The organism is Gemmatimonadota bacterium (assembly GCA_016712265.1).
Lineage (GTDB): Bacteria > Gemmatimonadota > Gemmatimonadetes > Gemmatimonadales > Gemmatimonadaceae > RBC101.
This window is the reverse complement of record JADJRJ010000031.1, coordinates 1,393,816-1,411,786: the sequence shown is the minus strand read 5'-3', so window position 1 is coordinate 1,411,786 and position 17,971 is coordinate 1,393,816. Positions and strand designations below refer to the sequence as shown.

At 67.6% G+C, this 17,971-nt stretch carries 11 protein-coding genes; 6 read left to right on the top strand and 5 right to left on the bottom strand.

Annotated features, from left to right (window positions below; genetic code table 11):
* Positions 1–88 precede the first annotated feature (88 nt).
* The 6 genes from IPK85_26955 to IPK85_26930 are packed head-to-tail and all read left to right on the top strand — an operon-like array spanning position 89 to position 9,494.
* The gene (locus IPK85_26955) at positions 89–1,774 is read left to right on the top strand and encodes a glycosyltransferase (protein MBK8251006.1); all 1,686 of its coding nucleotides are present in this window, start codon (positions 89–91) and stop codon (positions 1,772–1,774) included.
* Positions 1,771–3,108, top strand: a complete 1,338-nt coding sequence (locus tag IPK85_26950; GenBank protein ID MBK8251005.1) for an NAD(P)/FAD-dependent oxidoreductase — start codon at positions 1,771–1,773, stop codon at positions 3,106–3,108. The genes IPK85_26955 and IPK85_26950 overlap by 4 nt, the downstream gene beginning before the upstream one ends.
* Positions 3,101–4,093 carry a polysaccharide deacetylase family protein gene (locus IPK85_26945; protein ID MBK8251004.1) on the top strand — a complete coding sequence of 331 codons (993 nt, stop codon included), beginning with the start codon at positions 3,101–3,103 and terminating at the stop codon, positions 4,091–4,093. Before IPK85_26950 ends, IPK85_26945 begins: the two co-directional genes overlap by 8 nt.
* Before the next feature lie 4 nt (positions 4,094–4,097).
* On the top strand, positions 4,098–6,005 hold the full coding sequence (gene asnB, locus IPK85_26940) for an asparagine synthase (glutamine-hydrolyzing) (protein ID MBK8251003.1): 1,908 nt from the start codon (positions 4,098–4,100) through the stop codon (positions 6,003–6,005).
* The gene (locus IPK85_26935) at positions 5,989–7,731 is read left to right on the top strand and encodes a nucleotide sugar dehydrogenase (protein MBK8251002.1); all 1,743 of its coding nucleotides are present in this window, start codon (positions 5,989–5,991) and stop codon (positions 7,729–7,731) included. Before asnB ends, IPK85_26935 begins: the two co-directional genes overlap by 17 nt.
* Complete coding sequence (locus IPK85_26930) at positions 7,731–9,494, top strand: sulfatase (GenBank protein ID MBK8251001.1); 1,764 nt, start codon at positions 7,731–7,733, stop codon at positions 9,492–9,494. The genes IPK85_26935 and IPK85_26930 overlap by 1 nt, the downstream gene beginning before the upstream one ends.
* 36 nt (positions 9,495–9,530) lie before the next feature.
* Here the strand turns inward: IPK85_26930 and IPK85_26925 are convergent, their stop codons facing one another.
* From IPK85_26925 to IPK85_26905, 5 genes are all read right to left on the bottom strand, one after another.
* Positions 9,531–11,231 carry a carboxypeptidase regulatory-like domain-containing protein gene (locus IPK85_26925; GenBank protein ID MBK8251000.1) on the bottom strand — a complete coding sequence of 567 codons (1,701 nt, stop codon included), beginning with the start codon at positions 11,229–11,231 and terminating at the stop codon, positions 9,531–9,533.
* 206 nt (positions 11,232–11,437) lie between these two features.
* Entirely contained in the window at positions 11,438–11,860 is a 423-nt protein-coding gene (locus IPK85_26920; GenBank protein MBK8250999.1) for a hypothetical protein, read from the bottom strand.
* Positions 11,857–13,161, bottom strand: coding sequence for a hypothetical protein (locus IPK85_26915; GenBank protein MBK8250998.1), 1,305 nt, complete (start codon positions 13,159–13,161; stop codon positions 11,857–11,859). The genes IPK85_26920 and IPK85_26915 overlap by 4 nt, the downstream gene beginning before the upstream one ends.
* Positions 13,162–13,268: 107 nt before the next feature.
* Complete coding sequence (locus IPK85_26910; protein MBK8250997.1) at positions 13,269–15,572, bottom strand: hypothetical protein; 2,304 nt, start codon at positions 15,570–15,572, stop codon at positions 13,269–13,271.
* Between the two features lie 95 nt (positions 15,573–15,667).
* On the bottom strand, positions 15,668–17,797 hold the full coding sequence (locus IPK85_26905; protein ID MBK8250996.1) for a carboxypeptidase regulatory-like domain-containing protein: 2,130 nt from the start codon (positions 17,795–17,797) through the stop codon (positions 15,668–15,670).
* Positions 17,798–17,971 lie beyond the last annotated feature (174 nt).

The following is a 17,971-nucleotide window of genomic DNA, read 5'->3' as shown; positions in this document are numbered from 1 at the left end:
CTCAGGCTAAGTCATTGTTTTACCATGACTTACAAGTCGTCAGCGGGGCGACGGAAACGATGGGCTGACAGTTGCTCTGGTGCCTGTCGTGGGTCACACGCATTCGTCAAACCGTCCCGAACGTCCCCGGAACGTCATCGGCGTTTCGCTGGAGGACTACTACCATGCGGGGGCATTCCAGCCCCTCGTGGAGCCCGGGCATTGGACGCGGTTTGAGTCGCGGCTCTCGCATGCCACCGGCGCCGCACTGGCCCTGCTGGACGAGGTAGGTGCCCAGGCGACGTTCTTCACCTTGGGCTGGGTGGCGGAACACATGCCGGAGCTCGTGCGATCGGTCATCGCACGGGGGCACGATGTCGCCAATGCCGGGTTCTCCCACGCCGGCGTTCGGCAGTTGGACCGAAGGGGGCTGGAAGGGGAACTACGCCGTGGCCACGCTGCGATTGCCGCGGCCACTGGTCGGGCGCCCCGCGGGGTTCGCATCCCCGACTTTGTCCGCTCCCGGGACCGATGGGCGTTCGACGTCGTCGCCGAGCTGGGATACGACTACGACGCGTCGTTCCGTCCGCTCGGCCGCGAATCGTTGCCGGCACCGCTGTCCCGGTATCCCTTCACCTGGCAACACGGCACCCATGCCCTGAGGGTGTTTCCGGTGCCCACCATGTCGCTCGGAGGATGGTTGTTGCCGGTCGGCGGTGGCGCCTGGCTGCGTCAACTCCCCGCCCCGCTGGTGCGCCATGCACTCGCGAGTTGGCCAGCGTCCCCATTAGCCCTGTACTTCCAGGCGTGGGAGTTGGATCTCGAACAGCCGCGCCTCACGGCGGTCTCGCGCCTCTCGCGCCGGCGGCACTACGGCCATCTCGAGCGCGCCGCCTATCGCCTGCGCGAGGCCATGCGCAACAAGTCGTTCACCAGCTACGAGCGTTTCCTCGACCTCGCGCCCATCCCGGTCGCCGCGGTGGTGCGTACGGCCACGGTGCAACCCGTTGTGCTCACGCCCGCGCCACGGCCACGGCATCCCGTGACCGTCGTGGTGCCGTGCTTCAACGAGGAAGAGAGCCTCCCGTTCCTGTTCAACACGCTGGCCTCGGTGCGTCGGGACCTGGCGAGTGAGTACGAGGTCTCGTTCCTCTTCGTCAACGACGGATCCCGTGACGCCACGGGAGCCCTGCTGGAACACCTCGCGCATACGTTGCCCGGCAGCCGCGTGGTGCATCACCAGGGCAACCGGGGCATTGCGCATGCCATCCGGACGGGCATCGAGGCGTCGCGCGATGAACTGACCTGCTCCATCGATGCCGACTGTACCTACGATCCACACCAGCTTTCGTTGTTGCTTCCGGCGTTGCGACGCGGCGCGGCGATGGTGACCGCTTCGCCGTACCACCCGGCGGGCCGTGTGCGACACGTGCCGGAGTGGCGCCTGGTCCTCTCGCGGACGCTGTCGCGGATGTACACGCGCGCGTTAGGCACGGGACTGCACACCTACACCAGCTGCTTTCGGGCCTATCGTCGGAGCGCCATGATCGGGCTGCCGCAGTCGCATGGGGGATTCCTGGGCATCGCGGAGATGCTCGTTCGCACGGTCCTCGCCGGCGAACGCGTGGAGGAGGTCCCGGCTACCCTCGAAGTCCGCCTCATCGGCCACTCCAAGCTCAAGATCCTGCGGGTCATCCGCGGGCATCTCGGCCTCCTGCGGCAGCTCCGCCGCTGGCCGGACCGCCGCCGGGACGTTGGCACGTCTCCCTTCTCCTCTGCCACGGTGCCGCGATGAGTGACGTCATCGTGGTGGGCGGTGGCATGTTGGGCTTGACCCTCGCCCTGCGCCTGAGACAGCAAGGACACGACGTGACTGTGCTCGAGGGCGCGTCCGACGTGGGTGGGCTTGCCGCCGCGGACGGGATCGGCGACGTGCGCTGGGATCGGTTCTACCACGTCATTCTCGGACAGGACACCCGGTTGCTTGCGCTCCTCCGGGAGATCGGGCTTGGGGACGCGATGCGCTGGGGACGCACCCGCACCGGCTTCTACGTGGACGGGCGGTGGTACTCCATGTCGACGGCGCTCGACTTTCTGCGCTTTCCGCCGCTTGGCCTCATCGGCAAGGGGCGTCTCGCGATGACCATCCTCGCCGCCGCGCGGCAGCGGGATCCCGCCCCGTTGGAAGCACGCACCGCCTTCGACTGGCTGACGCAGTGGTCGGGACGCGCCACCGTGGAGGCCATCTGGGGCCCGCTCCTGCGCAGCAAGCTCGGGGCGAACGCCGAGTCCGCCAGCGCGGCGTTCATATGGGCGATTATCAAGCGCATGTACGGCGCGCGCCAGCCCGGGCTCGAACGCCACGAGGCGATGGGGTATGTGCGCAGTGGGTACGATCGTGTGGTCCCCGCCCTGCGGGCCTTTGTAGAGGCGGCCGGCGTGTCCGTGGCCACGGGAGCGCGCGTGACGCAGGTCGTGCCCGATACGGGTCACGTGCACGTCGTGGCCGCCGATGGACGCACGTGGCGTGGCGCCGATGTGCTGCTCACTGTCTCTTGTCCGCAGGTGTCGGCGCTCTGCCCCTTTCTCACGGCCGCTGAGCAGGCGCGCCTCGGCCGCGTCACCTATCAGGGCGTCATTTGCCCGTCCTTCCTGCTGCGTCGCCCGCTGCACGGGTTCTACGTCACCAACATCACCGATGCTGGCCTTCCGTTCACCGGCGTCATCGAGACCACGGCGCTGGTGGACCCCGCGGAGCTTGGGGGCTACCACCTCGTGTACCTGCCCCGCTATCTCACGCAGGACGATCCCGCCTGGGAATTGGACGATCGGACCATCGCGGCCCAGGCCCTCGCCGGGCTGCAGCGCATGGTCCCCGACCTGCACGCCGACGATGTGGTCGCGACACGGGTGGCGCGTGCCCGCGACGTGCTCGCGGTCTCGACGCGCCACTACTCCAGGGATGCCATGCCACCCGTAGCCACATCACACCCCCGGGTGCACGTGGTGAATTCGGCGCAGATCGCCCATGGCACGCTGAACGTCGATGAAACCGTGCGCCTCGCGGAGGGGGCCGCGCAGGCGTTGGCTCGTCGCCTTGGCGCGCGACCGGGAGTGGTCCATGCCTGACCGCCGCCCCATCGCGAGCCTGTCGCTCGACCTCGATAACCTGTGGTCGTACATGAAGACCCATGGTGACTCGGGGTGGGAGTCGCGCCCCTCCTACCTGGACACTGTGGTGCCGGTGGCCCTGGATCTCCTTGGCCAGCGGGACTACCGCATCACCTTTTTTGTTGTCGGTGTCGATGCCGAACGCGACGAGAATGCGTCGGCCCTGCAGTCCATCGTCGGAGCCGGCCATGAGGTGGGCAACCACTCCCATGAACATGAACCCTGGCTCTCGCGCTACGCACCAGACCAGCTCGAAGCCGAGGTGGCCCGCGCGGAAGAGGCAATCGCGGGGGTGATCGGGCGCCGTCCCACGGCGTTTCGCGGTCCGGGCTACAGCTGGAGCCCGACGTTGCTCGATGTCCTGGCACGACGTGGCTACCAGTTCGACGCGAGCACCCTCCCCACCTGGTTGGGGCCGCTCGCCCGACGCTACTACTTCGCCACCGCTCACCTGACGCCGCAGGAAAAGGCCGAACGGTCGGCCCTGTTCGGCACCTGGTCCGCCGGCACCTGGCCCAATACGCCGTATGCCTGGGCCCTGGACGGCGGGCGGTCCCTCCTCGAGATCCCGGTCACGGTGATGCCTGGAACCCGGACCCCGTTTCACCCCAGCTACCTGCTCTACCTCGCCCGGTACTCGGAGGCGCTGGCGTTAGGCTACTGGCGCGCGGCGCTCACCGCCTGTCGCGTGGCCGGCGTCGCGCCCAGCATCCTGCTGCATCCGTTGGACGTCGTCAGCGCCGACGTGGCGCCAGAGGTGGGGTTCTTCCCGGGCATGGACGTCCCGACGGCGACCAAACACCGTGTGCTGCACCGCGCCTTTGCCATGTTGGACGAGCACTTCGAGGTCGTCCCGATGTCTGCCCACGCTGCCGCGCTCACGGCGCGGGGATCGCTCCCGGTCCGGGTGGCTGAGTCGGCGCTCGCGGCGGGAGGGCGCTGATCTCATGTGCGGCATCGTGGGGATTGTACGCGCGCATGGTGCGGGTGTGCCCGAGCGGTTGGCGGCCCGCATGGCGACCACCCTCCGGCATCGGGGGCCCGACGATCACGGCGTGCTGGTGGAACCGGGCGTGGCGCTCGCGCACCAAAGACTGTCGATCATCGACCTCGCCACTGGCCACCAGCCGATGACCCATGGCGACCTCACCGTCGTCTTCAACGGCGAGATCTACAACTACGTGGAGTTGCGGAGCGAGCTGCGCGCCAAAGGGCGAAGCTTCCAGACCACCTCGGATACTGAAGTACTGCTGCAGCTGTATGACGAGTATGGGGCGGCGTGTGTCGCCCGACTCAACGGCATGTTCGCGTTTCTCCTGCTCGACCGTCGACGGGGGACCCTCCTGGCAGCGCGCGATCACTTCGGGATCAAGCCGTTGTATTGGACACAGGCCGGCGACGATCTCCTGTTCGCATCGGAGATCAAGGCATTCTGGGAGCACCCGGCGACGGAGCGTCGGCCGAATGCGGTCGGGGTGCGCGAGTATCTGACCTTTCAGTATGTCACCGGCACGGAGACCCTGTTTGCCGGCGTGCACAAGGTGGCGCCAGCGCATTGCATGGAGGTGGACCTCGCGTCCGGCCGCCGCCGCACCTGGTGTTATTGGTCCCCCACCTTCGGGTGCGACCTGCAGACCAGCGAGAGCGCCTTTGTCGAGCAGGTACAGTGGCTGCTCGAGGACGCCGTGCGCCTCCAGTGTCGCGCGGACGTACCGGTCGGTGCCTACATCTCCGGGGGACTCGATTCGGGGATCGTGGCGTCGCTGGCGGCCAGGCATCGTCCCATCGTCGGCTTCACCGGTCGCTTTGACGAGGGACCGGCCTTTGACGAGTCGCCGCACGCCCGGGCCGTCGCTTCTGCCGCCGGGATTCCGCTGCACGAAGTGGTTCCCACCGAGGCGGAGTTCGTCACGCTGCTCCCGTCGCTCGTCGCCCAGATGGACGAACCCGCCGCCGGCCCGGGAATCTTCCCGCAGTTTGTCACGGCGCGCCTGGCCGCGCAGCACGTCAAGGTGGTCCTCGGCGGCCAGGGCGGCGATGAGGTCTTTGGGGGGTACGTGCGCTACTTGCTGGCGTACTTCGAGCAGGCCCTCAAGGGCGCGATCTTCGAGACCAACGAGGAACACAAGCACATCGTTTCCCTCGGTTCGATGGTGCGCAACCTGCCGGCGATGCGGGCGTATGTGCCCATGCTCCAGGAGTTCTGGCGCGACGGGCTCTTCGAACCGATGGACCGCCGGTACTTTCGCCTGCTGGATCGATCGGGGGGAATGAACGAGCTGCTCACGCCGGAGTTCGCCGCGTCGGGCGGGCGCGACGAAGTCTTCGCGCGGTTCGCGGCCGTGTTCAACAAACCCGATACGCCCGCCTACTTCAACAAGATGACCCACTTCGACCTCGGCACGAGCCTTCCGGCCCTGCTGCAAGTCGAGGATCGCGTCTCGATGGCCCATGGTCTCGAGTCGCGCGTGCCCCTGCTCGATCATCGCGTCGTCGACCTGGTCGCGTCCATGCCGGCTCGCCGCAAGTTCGCCCGCGGCGAACTCAAGTACCTGCTCAAGCGCGCCGTCGGCAACGTGGTGCCTGCGTCGGTGCTCGACCGCAAGGACAAGATGGGGTTCCCGGTTCCACTGCACCGCTGGGTGAGTGGCGCATCACGAGACTTTGTGCGCGAGACCCTGCTCTCCGAGCGTGCACGACACCGCGGCTTGTTCGACCCCGTCCGCGTCGAAGCACTGCTCGACGCCCCAACGCCCTTCTCCCGATCGGTCTGGGGTCTCCTCAACCTCGAACTCTGGCACCGCCAGTGCATCGATAGTCCCACCCTGGTACCCGCCCATGATTCCCACTCCTGACCTTTCCCGCTGGCGCACTGTCGTGGTTGGCCCCGGCATTGTCGGCATGCCCATGGCCGCCCTTCTGGCAGACGCAACGCGTCGGCTCGACGCCGAGCCTGGTGAGGTCGTCGTCGTCCAGCGCGCCTCCCGCACCTCCGGGTGGAAGGTGGACGCCATCAATCGAGGTGAATCGCCCATCGGCGGGGTGGAGCCCGCGCTGGACGCGCTGGTGGCCACGAATGCCGCCGCGGGGACGCTGCGTGCCACGCACACCTATGACGTGTGTGGCGCCGCCCACCTGATCCTGGTGTGTGTGCAGACGGACAGGAAGGACCTCTCACCAGACTATGGACCGCTGTTCGAGGCGCTGCATGGCATCGCCGCGGCCCTCGCCGCCGCGCCGGATCGCAAGGCACCGCTCCTGGTGATCGAGAGCACGCTCGCGCCCTCCACGATGGAAAGCGTGATCGCACCCCTCTTTGCCACCTACGGGCTACAGGAGGGACGCGACATCCACCTGGGCAACTCCCCCAACCGGGTGATGCCGGGACGCCTCGTCGAACGCGTGGCCGCGGCCGACAAGCTCGTCGGCGCGCTCGCGCCGGAGACCGCGCGCCGTATCGCGGCGATCTACGCGCGGATCGTGACGGGCGGGCGACTGTGGGAGACGACCAGCACGGCGGCCGAGATCGTGAAGACCCTGGAGAACGCCTATCGCGACGTGCGCATTGCCTTCGCCGCGGAGGTCGCGCGGTGGTGCGACGCCAATGAGATCGACTTTCACGCCCTGCGTGAGGCCGCCAACGAACAGGTCGGCCGTACCGATGTCGCGTCCCGGGACGGGATGGCGGTCCCGAGTGGCGCCCTGCTCGTGCCGACCCTTGGCGTCGGGGGCCACTGCCTGCCCAAGGATGGCATCCTCCTTTGGTGGCGCGCGATCGAGGCGGGACGCGCGACGTCGCATTCGCTCATCATGGCGTCGCGGGAGATCAATGACGCGTCGCCAGGGTTAACGGCCGCCATGGCCACCACTCGACTCGGGCCGCTGTCAGGGAAGCGCGTGGCGATCCTGGGTGCCGCCTACCGCGGCGACTCCGAGGACACCCGGAATGCGCCCGCCCTGGTCCTCGCGCGGTTGCTCCGTGGCGCCGGCGCCCAGGTCACCCTGCACGATCCCTACGTGCGGCCCACAGACGCCAACATCGCCGCTGCAGCGCTCACCGAGGCACTGACAACGTCCCTCGACGGGGCGCTCCGCGACGCCGAGGTGGTATTCGTCGCCGTCGCGCACGCTGCGTACCGCGGGTTGGCCCGCTTTCTCGACCAGGTCGCCCCGCACGCGCGCCTCCTCGTCGATGGGGCCAACCTGTTCACCCCCAGCGAGTTTGCGCTCTGCCAGGCCCACTATGTCGGCATCGGCAAGGGGCACAAGGCGCCAAGTGCAGCGCTCGTTGAGGCCGTGGTCGCCCAGTTTCGGGCCGTGGAGCGTGGGATCGCGCATGAGGTGTCGGACATGGTCGACTTCCTGAACGCCCGCGGCACCTGGGCCGATGGGCCGCTGGTGCGGTACGCCGACGTCCAGGCCATGGCCCGCAGCTGCGCCACAGGCTGCGACCTGGTCGACGTGGAGCCCGTGGACGGTTGGACCGCCCACCCGTTCGAGAGTCGCCTGGCGGTGCTCGCACGCAAGCGGTGGGGATATGCCCCGCGGTATGACGCTCCCAGAGTCGTGGTGGCGTCCTGATGCGGTGGGCGGCCCTGCGCACCGCGCTGTCCCTGGCGGTCCTCTCCGCTGCTGCCGCCGGTTGGACCTCCGCGGCACTGCTGCAGTTCGGGGACAGCGCCCTGGGCCACTTCCAATGGGTCAGTCGCGACTACCTGTGGATGTCGCCCGTGGCGTTCGGCGCGGTCCTTGTCCCGCTCGGGGTGGTCCTCGGGGTCGCAGGCGGCATGGTGAGGTCGACGAAGTGGACGGCATGGGTGGTGGGCATGTTGGTGGTCGTCGCGACCTTCGGGCTGTTGCTCCCCGTGAGCCAGCTGTCCCGTCTCGCCTCGCTGACGCTCGCCATCGGACTTGGGAGTGTGGTCGCGCGGCTCGCGCTGCCGCGCACCGTGCGACTCGAACAGGCGGCGATGCGCTGGGCAACGTTCACGGTCGTGATCGTCCTCGTCCTGGCGCTGGGGTTGCCGTCGTGGCGCCACTGGCGTTCCGCGCGGGCACTCGCCGCCCTGCCCGCGCCACCGCGCGCGGCCCCGCACGTGCTGTTGATCGTGTGGGATGCAGCGCGCGCACGCGACGTCGGCTTTGTCACACCGGCGGCCGCTACCACTCCTCTCCTGGATCGTTGGGCGGCGCAGGGTGCCGTGTTCACACAGGCGTTCTCGGTGGGCCCATGGACGCTCCCGTCGCATGCCTCCATGCTCTCCGGGCGGTACGCATCGGAACTCGCGGCCGACTGGACCGTCCCCATCGAGCGCGAGCACCCGGTCATTCCGGAGATCCTCGGCCGCGCGGGGTACGCCACGGGAGCGTTTGTCGCCAACCTGCACTACACCGCCTGGGACTCCGGGCTCGATCGCGGGTTCCATCACGTGGACGACTACGAGCGGTCAGGGGCGCAGACCATCCGTAGCGCACCGTGGACGCAGACCAACCTCGCGGATACCCTGCTGCGCACGCCATGGCGACCGCCGCTCGGCGCCTTGCTGCGCCCCGACCTGTCCGTCGTGCGCCAGCACCGCTACCAGGCGCGCCTTGGCGGCGAGGTGGTCGATGCGTACCTGGCGTGGCGGCGGCAGGTCACCGACCGGCCCACGTTTGGGTTGGTGAACCTGATGGACCCCCATCTCAAGACACGCGCCGACACCTCAACACGCCGTCGGTATCCGCATGACGAACGCGGGCTCGACGACTATCGCGAGGCCATGCGCTACCTCGATGGCGAGATGGACCGGCTGTTCAGCGTGCTGGCGGCACACGGGTCGCTGGACTCCACCCTGGTCATCCTGACGTCGGACCACGGCGAGCTCCTTGGCGAGCATGGCCTGCACGGTCACGCCCAGAGCCTCTATCGCGATGTTGTGCACGTCCCGCTCCTTCTGCGTCTCCCCGGCCGTGTGCCCGCGACGCGCATCGCGCGTGCCGTTTCGCTGCGGGACCTCGCCGCGACGATTCTTGACGTGACGGGTGCGAGCACCGGGTTCCCTGGGCAATCGTTGCGCCTCGCGTGGGAAGACAGCACGGCTGCGACGAGTCCCGTTTTCGCCACCGCACGGCAGCAACCTTCTCCGCTCGGGGACTACCCCACCGCACAGGGCGACCTGTCGGGGACGTTTGACAGCCAGTGGTCGTACATCATCAACCACGGGACCGGCCGGGAAGAGCTGTTTCGGATCGACAGCGCCGGCAAGGAGTCCGGGAACCTCGTCGACGATCCAGCGTCCGCCGCCGACCTCGGCAGGTTGCGCGCACAAACGGAAGACAGCCGCCGTCGCTTTCGGCGCTGACCGCGTGGGGTATCCAGGGCACCCCAGCGTCAGCCCTTACGGAATCGGGAGGACGGCAATCGAGACCGTGGCACTCTGGTTGGGGTCCACCGGATCCACAAAGGTCTCGGCGAGCAGACGCTCCACGATGGCAGAGAGCGTGGCATTGCCTGCCGCCCCCACCGGGATGTCGAACAGTAGCCTGGCCAATTCCACATTCCCCGCGCGACTACCCGGCGTACTGCGCTGGACATCTACGACGAGCACCCCGGCACCCGGCACGGTGACCGTCACGGCGTCGAACGCGGGGTCAATTCGGCTCGCGGAGACAAACTGCAGGAGCGCGCCCGGATAGGTCAGGCGGAACCGCGCGGCGACGAGTTCGTCGGCGGCCGCCCCGTTGACGTCGGGGCGTCCGGGCGCCGCCCCCATATTGGCCGCAATGAGAAGGGCGACACGTCGGCCTGTTGGCCCCGTCGGCTGGATCGGCCCCCACGCCCCATTGAGCACGTAGGTCTGCGGCGGGCGGGAGCAGGGCACCGGGATGTTGATGTTCAGCGGCGCGCCATTGGACAGCCCCGTGTAGGGAATCGTGACCGTCTGGCACCACGGTTGAAAGGTCGGTGTGACGGTGATGCTGCCGGAGCCGAGAGGGAGGCCCGTGATGGTGTATTGTCCCTGAGCCCCTGCGATGACGGGCGGCAGTGATGCTCCTCCGAGCGTGGTCACGACCACACTCGCCTTCCAGTTGGGCTCCACCGCCCAGTTCGAGCTGACGATGCCAGCAATCGTTCCCGTGGGAACGCTGCAGCTAACGATGAATGCGACCGGCGTGGTTTGGCCGGCAGTCACCGTCACGGTCTGAGCTGCCGGCGCCGTGCAGCCGGACGGCAGGTTGCTCACCGAGACCGTGCGCGTGCCTGGCCCGACCGCGGGGATGGAGAACGATCCGTCCGACGCGGTGGTACCCGCCCAGCCACCGGACACGGTAACCAGCGCCGCACCGATCCCCGCGCCAAGTGTTGAGGTGACGGAGCCGGCGATCGTTCCCGTGGTGATGGGTCCGCTTGCCCCCAAATCGGCGGCGAGGATCATCTTCACCCGAAAGTCGCCGACCGTGGGATCAACGAGGAAACCCACGCGCCGGGCGGACGACGATCCCAGGGGCCCGATGGGGCCGTATTCCTCATAGCGGAAGCAGTCGTTGGCGAGCCCCTGGCACGGCGTATCATTGAAGAAGTCGTGCGGCCCTCCGCTACCCGGCGTTCCATTCCCATCCCAATCCGTAGAGACCACCACGGCACCGCCCTGCGGGTTGGTAACGATCACCTCGTTCCCGCCATTCACCGTGACGCCACCACTGGTCGCCGTGACGCCGATCTCGAACGGGAACAGCAGCGGGCCAGCAGCCCCGACAGGAGGAGTAGGCCAGGTCGGCAAGCGAAGCCCGAGCTGGTTCAACTTGTTCACGACCTGAAGGTCGAACGTCACCAGGATCTTGTTGGGAACCACGGCACCCAGCGCCGATGCCTGATAGTTGGTGGCCACGAGGTCAATGACGTCACCACCGAGCAGGGACGCGAACGGTTCGGCGGAACCAGGCGCCACACGAGCGGTCGTGATCGTCTTGCGTGGTGCGGCGATGCGCACCGTGTGTCGCAAGCGACTCACGTCCGCGATGAAGGCCGCCTCACGCACACCGGCCGGGAGCGCCACCGCGGGCAACGGCGGCGCGACCCAGGGAGGCGTCGGGGGCACGTCGCAAGACATGGTTGACACTGTGCTCGCAACCAGGACGAGCATGCGCACGGACCGCATGGGCGGGTTCGACTGAGGTGACGGGATGCCGACCTCTCAATATCGGTCACGAGCTCAGCCGCACACGGCGCCCGCGGTCGCTGGTGCGCGTTTGTTGCTTCGTGCCTCGTGACGTAACGGTCGCGGATGCAACGTCACGGCCACTGTTACGACTCCTGGTCCGGGTCTTCGGGGCCGTCGATCGTCGCACCGCACTTCTGCACGAAATACGCGTCCGGATGGTCCACGCGGCGCAGGATCGCATGCAGGGCTTCATGCCTGATGTAGGACGCCCGTCGGTCAGGGAGGAACTCGAGCAGCACGATCCGGTTGTCCGCGGGGTCCCAGTAGCCGAGCGCTGGACGGTCATGACCGGCGATCCGAAAGGGCACGTCGCCCGGGATGAGGAACCAGCGCACCGCGTCAAACGGCGCGGTGCGACCTGCGCACTGCTCCATCTGTTGCCACCAACGACGGTAGATCGCTTCGGGAATGAATTCGCGCGATCCCGGCGGTAGCGGACGCGGCGCGACCGCCGATTGGCACGCCATCGAGACGAGCAACGCCCACACGGCGGAGCGGCCCATCATTGGAACAGGTTCGGGTCCTCGATGCGCGTCACGTTCCCCGCCCGGTCCACCAGGTACACCGTGACCGTGAGGTAGTCCGACCACTGGCCAAAGCCGATGTTGAACGGCAAGTCGGGGAACGTCGAGCCAATGATCCCGGCGGGCTGGAGAATGACGCGGTCGGGGGCTCCGTCCGGCGGAAGGATGACCACACCATCGCGCAGGTTGTACGCGAGGAACGCCCCAACAAAGTCGTCGTCGGGATCGAACACTTCGAGGTCGACACGCAGGGATGCTGTACCGACGTAGGTCGCGTTGAACCGAACGACCCCAGGTGCCTTCGCCGCCGTGCGCGGAACCAGGGGCACCTCGAGAATCTCCGAGATGTTGCCACGCTCATCCCCGACGTATACCGCCTGGCACCGTCCGACGAGCTGGGCGTCGCTCAACGGGATATCGAAGCCGGAGATCACGATCGCCGTATCGCGATTGGTGACGTTCTCCCATCCGGCGAACCCCCCGCGGCGGCGCCAACCGTCGGGCAAGACGCTGCGTCGTGAACAGTCGGTGATGTCCCACGCGAACCGTTCGACATCACGGTCCGGATCCGCCACCCGGAGCATGATCCCCACAGCACCGCGATCATACGTACTTCGGAACTCGGCGATGCGCGGGCGCCGGGCGGGCTCCGAGCAGGTCACGCGAAAATGATGCGTCGCCCCACCCGCCGGCGGTATGGTCACCTGCACGGCATCGCCACCCGAGTTGAGGACCGTGCAGTTCTCCGCGACGTGGCGCAGCGCGACATCGTAGGTGCCAGGGGTCACGTTGTCGAGCAGGATGGTGTCGCTGGATGCGAGCACGCCCGTGCGCGCGGGGACCCCCGGCCGCGTCACGGTGAACACATAGCCGGAATCCACCTGGTTCCCGTCGCTCAGCACCGTCAACGTGAGTGCATTGCGGCAGGTCAGCAGGAAGCGTGCGAGGGACGTGTTGGTCCTTGGGGGTACTTCTATGTATTGAATGCCGCCCTGGCGCACGCCACACGCGGCCGGCACTTCGTCGATCTCCACGACGTAGGTCGCGGGCTCCACCGACAGGATGACGGTATCGCGTGGAGTCGCGAAGAAGGTGGTATCGCGGCGGATGGTGCCGGAGAGTTCGCGCACGCGGAAACGATACGGACCGCGGGTGGTGACCTCGTCCGGGGCGTCGACCAGGACCACGACGGCAAGGTACGGCGCGCCCACGGGTGCCGTCGGTTCGCCCACACAACTGGTGAGGCCGAGGCCGAGCAGGAGGGGCACCAACCACTTCGTCATCTGAACAGGTCCGGCGTGTAGCGGACCCTGAGCATCGCGGCCAAACGGGCCCCGCACAATGGTGCGGGGCCCGCTGGTATCCGAGTGTTGCCGTTCCTTGACGCTCGTTACGGAAGCGTCGGGTTCTGCCACGGACGCGACCACCCCGCATACCACGGGATGTTGGCCTTGGCCGAGTTGGCCGGAGCCACCGCACCCTTGTACGTCGCCGACGTGTCGAAGAACCCGTCGCTCGGCGGTGTGCCGCCACCCGCCGCCTGCCCGAACGCCGGGCGGAAGTCGGGGGTCATCACGTTGTACGGAGCGAGCAGCGTGACCACAGTCGCCGTACCGTTCGCGGCGATCTGGTTGGCGAAGGCCCCCTGGGCGAGGAACACTTCTTCGGAACCGCAGCCGACGGGGTCGCTACCGTCGGTGTTGTTGACCGTGGTGTAGAACTGGAAGGCCGAGTTCTTCATCGAGAACGCCGCGCTGTTGGCATCGGTGACACAGGTCTCGGTGTCGTCGATGTCCAGCATGTGCGGGTAACCCATCACGATAAAGTTGTTGAAGTCCGGGCGCGTGCCGCGGCGGATGTGCATCCCGCCTTCCACGTTGTTGTTGGGGTCAGCGCCGCCGGTCCCGGCCGGGCTGAACTTCCCGATGATCGTCATGTTCCAGATCTTCGGGTTGGCGATCGGCGTTGCACCAAACGCGGTGCTGTTGCCGTCGGCCTCGATCCCCTTGTCGCCATCCAGCGAGTCGGCCTGCGCAATGATGAACTGCGCCTTGCCGCGCCACCCTTCCGTCCAGTCGAGCTGGTCGTCCGAGCCGGCGGTGAGGAGGAGGTGCTTGACGTTCACCGTGCCGCCGAACAGCTCGAACGAGTCGTCCTGGCCCGCATGCACCTGAACGAAGTCGACGACCGTGCCACTGCCCACGCCCTGGAGCGCGATGCCGTTCAGCTCGTTCGTCGTGGTGAAACGGAAGCCCGAGTACTCGATGACGACGTAGCGCAGGACCCCCGAGGAATCGGCGTCGTTGCACCCGCCGTACAGGCCGGAGTTCCCTTCGCCCGTCTTCTCGAGGCAATTGCCGGTGGCGGCACGGCCTGCGATGATCGGCGAGGTCGCCGTCCCTTCATTGAGACCCGCGCTGCCGTTGATCACGAGCCCACCCCAGCACCCCTTCGCCTTCGGCGTGCCCACGCAGGTGAACTTGATCGGCTGCAACGGCGTGCCGTCCGCCACGATGCGGCCGTCACGCTGGACGAACAGCGCCGCACCACCGACGCCAGGCCCGGTCCCGCGCTGACCTTCGATCACGGTCCCCGGCTGGATCGTCAGGGTCGCGCCGTTGGTCACGTTGATGCCGCCCTGGATCTCGTACACGTTGTTGCTAGTCCACGTCGTGCTGGTCGTGATGTTCGCGCTCACCACCACACGGCCCGGCGTCGCCGGGGCACGACCGGGGATGATCTCACCGGCGACCGGCTGGCCCGCGGCGTTCACGATCTCGTTCAGAACGACGATGACGTCGCCGAGGTCGATCTGGCCGAAGTCACCCGGCGCGTTGATCCCGGGGCGAAGGGCATCGCCCACTTCGCCGAGGCCCGGCGAGTTGATCGGGTCCACGTTGCCCGCGATGACCGCGTCACGACGGCCGGCGCCCGCGCCACCAAACGTGGTGGAGTCAGCGTCCACGATCAGCTCGAGGTTGCCGACGGTCACGTTGAGCAGGAAGATGACGTCGTCAAGATCGACCGGCGTCACGCCGCCCGACAGGTTGACGTCGCCGTACACGAGGTTCGGCACCGCGAGGTCGCCAGGACGCGCGAAGGTGGTCCCGAACTTCGGGTCACGCCCCGGCATCAGGCGGCGCATCCAGTCGTCCGAGGTCATGATGGTCGCTTCCCCAACCTTGAGGTAGCGATCCTCGCCCGCCCAACGGGACACCGTGATGTCCTTGATCTTGCGCGCACCATCGGCATGCAGCGCCATGGCGTCCGCCGCGTCGAACGAGATCGTGGAGAGATAGTCCCCACCGATCACCTCGAACACGAGCGATCCGATGTCGCCGGCGAAACCGGTCTGGTGCGCCGCGGCGATGCGGAGCAACCCTTCGCCCGCACCCTTCGCGTTCACCATCATGATGCCATCGTCAACCGTCTGCCCAACGTAGCGCAGCTTGGTGCTGTTGAACCGCACGTCGCCGGACACACCGGCGAGGGTCCCACTGTACTCGGCGTCGAGGGCAACGGAGATCCGCTCCCCCGGCGCTGCGATCATGCTCGAGACCTTGAGCGCGAGGACGAGTTCCTCGCTCCCGGCCTTGGGCACGATCGGTGAATCGTAGTTGTCGCAAGCAGTGACCGCGGCGGCTGCGAAGAGCAGCGTGGCGATCCCCCGATTGCGCGTGAAGGCGCTGAACATCTGTAGGGAACTCCTGTGGAGTAGGCGTGAGTCGAGCCAGGTCCATGGATGCCGCTGCCGGACGTGACGGCAGCGACATCCATGGATGGTTCCGGTCAGGGAACCGTGAGGGTCGGCGGCGCAACAACCTGGCCGCTGTTATCCACGTTCACCGGCGCCGCGAACGAACCCGCGCGCAGCTGGTTGAGCGTGATGGTCGGGGTGATCGTGCCGGAGAAGCCGGCCGCGATGTTGTACGTCACACGGACCAGCTGAATGACACCCTGCTCCGTGAGATTCTGCGACGACGTCTGGGCGAAGTTCGTGAGGCCCGACGACGGGTTGCCGACCGCGATGAGGTCGAGCCCGCCGTTGGTGCCACCGATGATCGTCCGGGCCTGGTACGTCAGGGCCGCGCCGTTGAACTGGAAGGTCCAGTTCGCGGCAACGAGTTCGTCGGCGGCTGCACCATTGACGTCAGCACGGCCAGGGGCCGAGCCCATGTCGATGGCGAAGGTCACCTGGACCTGACGGCCCGTCGGACCGGTGTTCGTGATCGCGCCCCAGGTCGCCGTGAACGGATACTGGAAGACCGGAACCGTGCAGGTCAACGTGGTGTTCACCGTCACCGTGCCGCCGTTCGTGAGGCCCGAATAGGGGGCCGTCCCGGCCGTGCAGCTCGACGCGGAGAAGGAGACCGTGCCCGCGCCAACCGGAACGTTCGGCAGCGTGTACACGCCGCTGGCGTTCGTGGTCGTCGTGGCCGCACCAACGGAGACCGTCGCGCCCGCGACGATGCCGCCGAGGCTCGAGGAAACCGTACCGGTCAGCGTGCCGAACTGCGGCGGAGCCGTGCAGGTCACCGTGACGTTCAACGTCACCGTGCCACCGCTCGTCAGGCCGGAGTAGTTCGTCGCGCCGGGGTTGGTGCAGTTGGCCGGCAGGTTGCCGAGGGTCACCGCACCGGTGCCCGGGCCAACCGGGACCGTGATGCTGTAGGCACCAGCAGCGCTCGTCGTCGCCGGGGCCGAAGCGGAACCACCCGTCGGGGTCACCGTGACGGAGACACCCGCGAGCGCACCACCGAGGCTCGAGGAGATCGCACCAGCGACGTTGCCGGTCGGCACGGCGCAGGTGACCGAGAAGTTCGCGGTCGAGGTTCCACCGTTCGTGACCGTAACCGACTGCGAGGCCGGAGCCGTACAGCCCGCCGGGAGGTTGCTCACGGAGACCGTGCGCGCACCGACGCCGACGTTGGACACCGAGTACGAACCGGTCGCGCCGGTCGTGCCCGAGAAACCGCCGCTGATGCTGATCGAAGCGCCCGAGATCGGGCCAACCTGCGGCGAGGTGACGGTGCCGTCGACCGTGCCGAACTGCGCCGGGCCACCGGCGTTCCGGAGGTCAGCAGCCAGGATCATCTTCACGCGGAAGTCGCCAACGGTCGGGTCAATGAGGAAGCCGACGCGACGAGCAGCGGACGACCCGAGGGCCGGGATCGCGGCGTACTCTTCGTTGCGGAAGCAGTCATTGGCCGTCGCGGTGCAGCCGACGTCGTTGAAGAAGTTGTGCGGCGCGCCCGAACCCGGGGTGCCGTTGCCGTCCCAATCGTTCGAGACGGTCACCGCGCCACCGCGCGGCGAGGACACGATGACTTCGTTGCCAGCGCCACCGACCGACACACCACCGCTGGTCGTGGTCACGCCGATTTCAAACGGGAAGAGCAGCGGCCCGGCAGCGCCCGCGGGGGGAGCCGGCCAGGTCGGGAGGATCAGGTCAACGCCGTTGAGCTTGTTGTTGATCTGAAGGTCGAACGTGATGAGGATCTTGTTCGGCTGCACCGCGCCAAGGGCGCCCGCCTGGTAGTTGGTCGCGACGAGGTCGACGACGTCACCACCGAGCAACGAGGAGAAGGTCTGGTCTTCGTTCGCCGGGTTGCCGAGCTTCGGCACACCACGCGCGAAGTCGCCCGCGATATTGGTCGTCGCGTTGGTGATCGCGTTGCGGATGGAGCCCTGCGGGGGGGTGATGCGGATCGACTTCTTGAGCGAGCTTACGTCAACGACGAAAGCGGCGCCACGATACTGCGGGGGAATGACCGGGTTGCTGGGAAGCTCCGGATTGACCGGACCGACCCCCGCTTCTTTTCCACACGCGGCCAGGACTAATGCAAGTCCCGCGGCTGCGGTGGTGAAGAAGCGACGGCCGGCGCTGGTGCGCGTCAGCTGCATTGCTTGTTCCTCCATGGGGGATTCGCTCGAACGCCGCCAATTCGGCGTTTTGCGAGCAAGCAGATGATGGGTGCGCGAGGTCACAGCGGGTCCGTGCCGGCCGTACCGGTGCTGTGCGGAACAGGTCACCGAAATGGGCGCATCCGTGACGCACCATGTAACGGCAACGCGGCCGCCTCCTGCAGCCCG

Coding starts and splice junctions, on each gene's coding strand:
- IPK85_26950 (MBK8251005.1), top strand. CDS start 1,771: ATGAGTGACGTCATCGTGGTGGGCGGTGGCATGTTGGGCTTGACCCTC.
- IPK85_26945 (MBK8251004.1), top strand. CDS start 3,101: ATGCCTGACCGCCGCCCCATCGCGAGCCTGTCGCTCGACCTCGATAAC.
- asnB (MBK8251003.1), top strand. CDS start 4,098: ATGTGCGGCATCGTGGGGATTGTACGCGCGCATGGTGCGGGTGTGCCC.
- IPK85_26935 (MBK8251002.1), top strand. CDS start 5,989: ATGATTCCCACTCCTGACCTTTCCCGCTGGCGCACTGTCGTGGTTGGC.
- IPK85_26930 (MBK8251001.1), top strand. CDS start 7,731: ATGCGGTGGGCGGCCCTGCGCACCGCGCTGTCCCTGGCGGTCCTCTCC.
- IPK85_26920 (MBK8250999.1), bottom strand. CDS start 11,860: ATGATGGGCCGCTCCGCCGTGTGGGCGTTGCTCGTCTCGATGGCGTGC.
- IPK85_26915 (MBK8250998.1), bottom strand. CDS start 13,161: ATGACGAAGTGGTTGGTGCCCCTCCTGCTCGGCCTCGGCCTCACCAGT.
- IPK85_26910 (MBK8250997.1), bottom strand. CDS start 15,572: ATGTTCAGCGCCTTCACGCGCAATCGGGGGATCGCCACGCTGCTCTTC.
- IPK85_26905 (MBK8250996.1), bottom strand. CDS start 17,797: ATGGAGGAACAAGCAATGCAGCTGACGCGCACCAGCGCCGGCCGTCGC.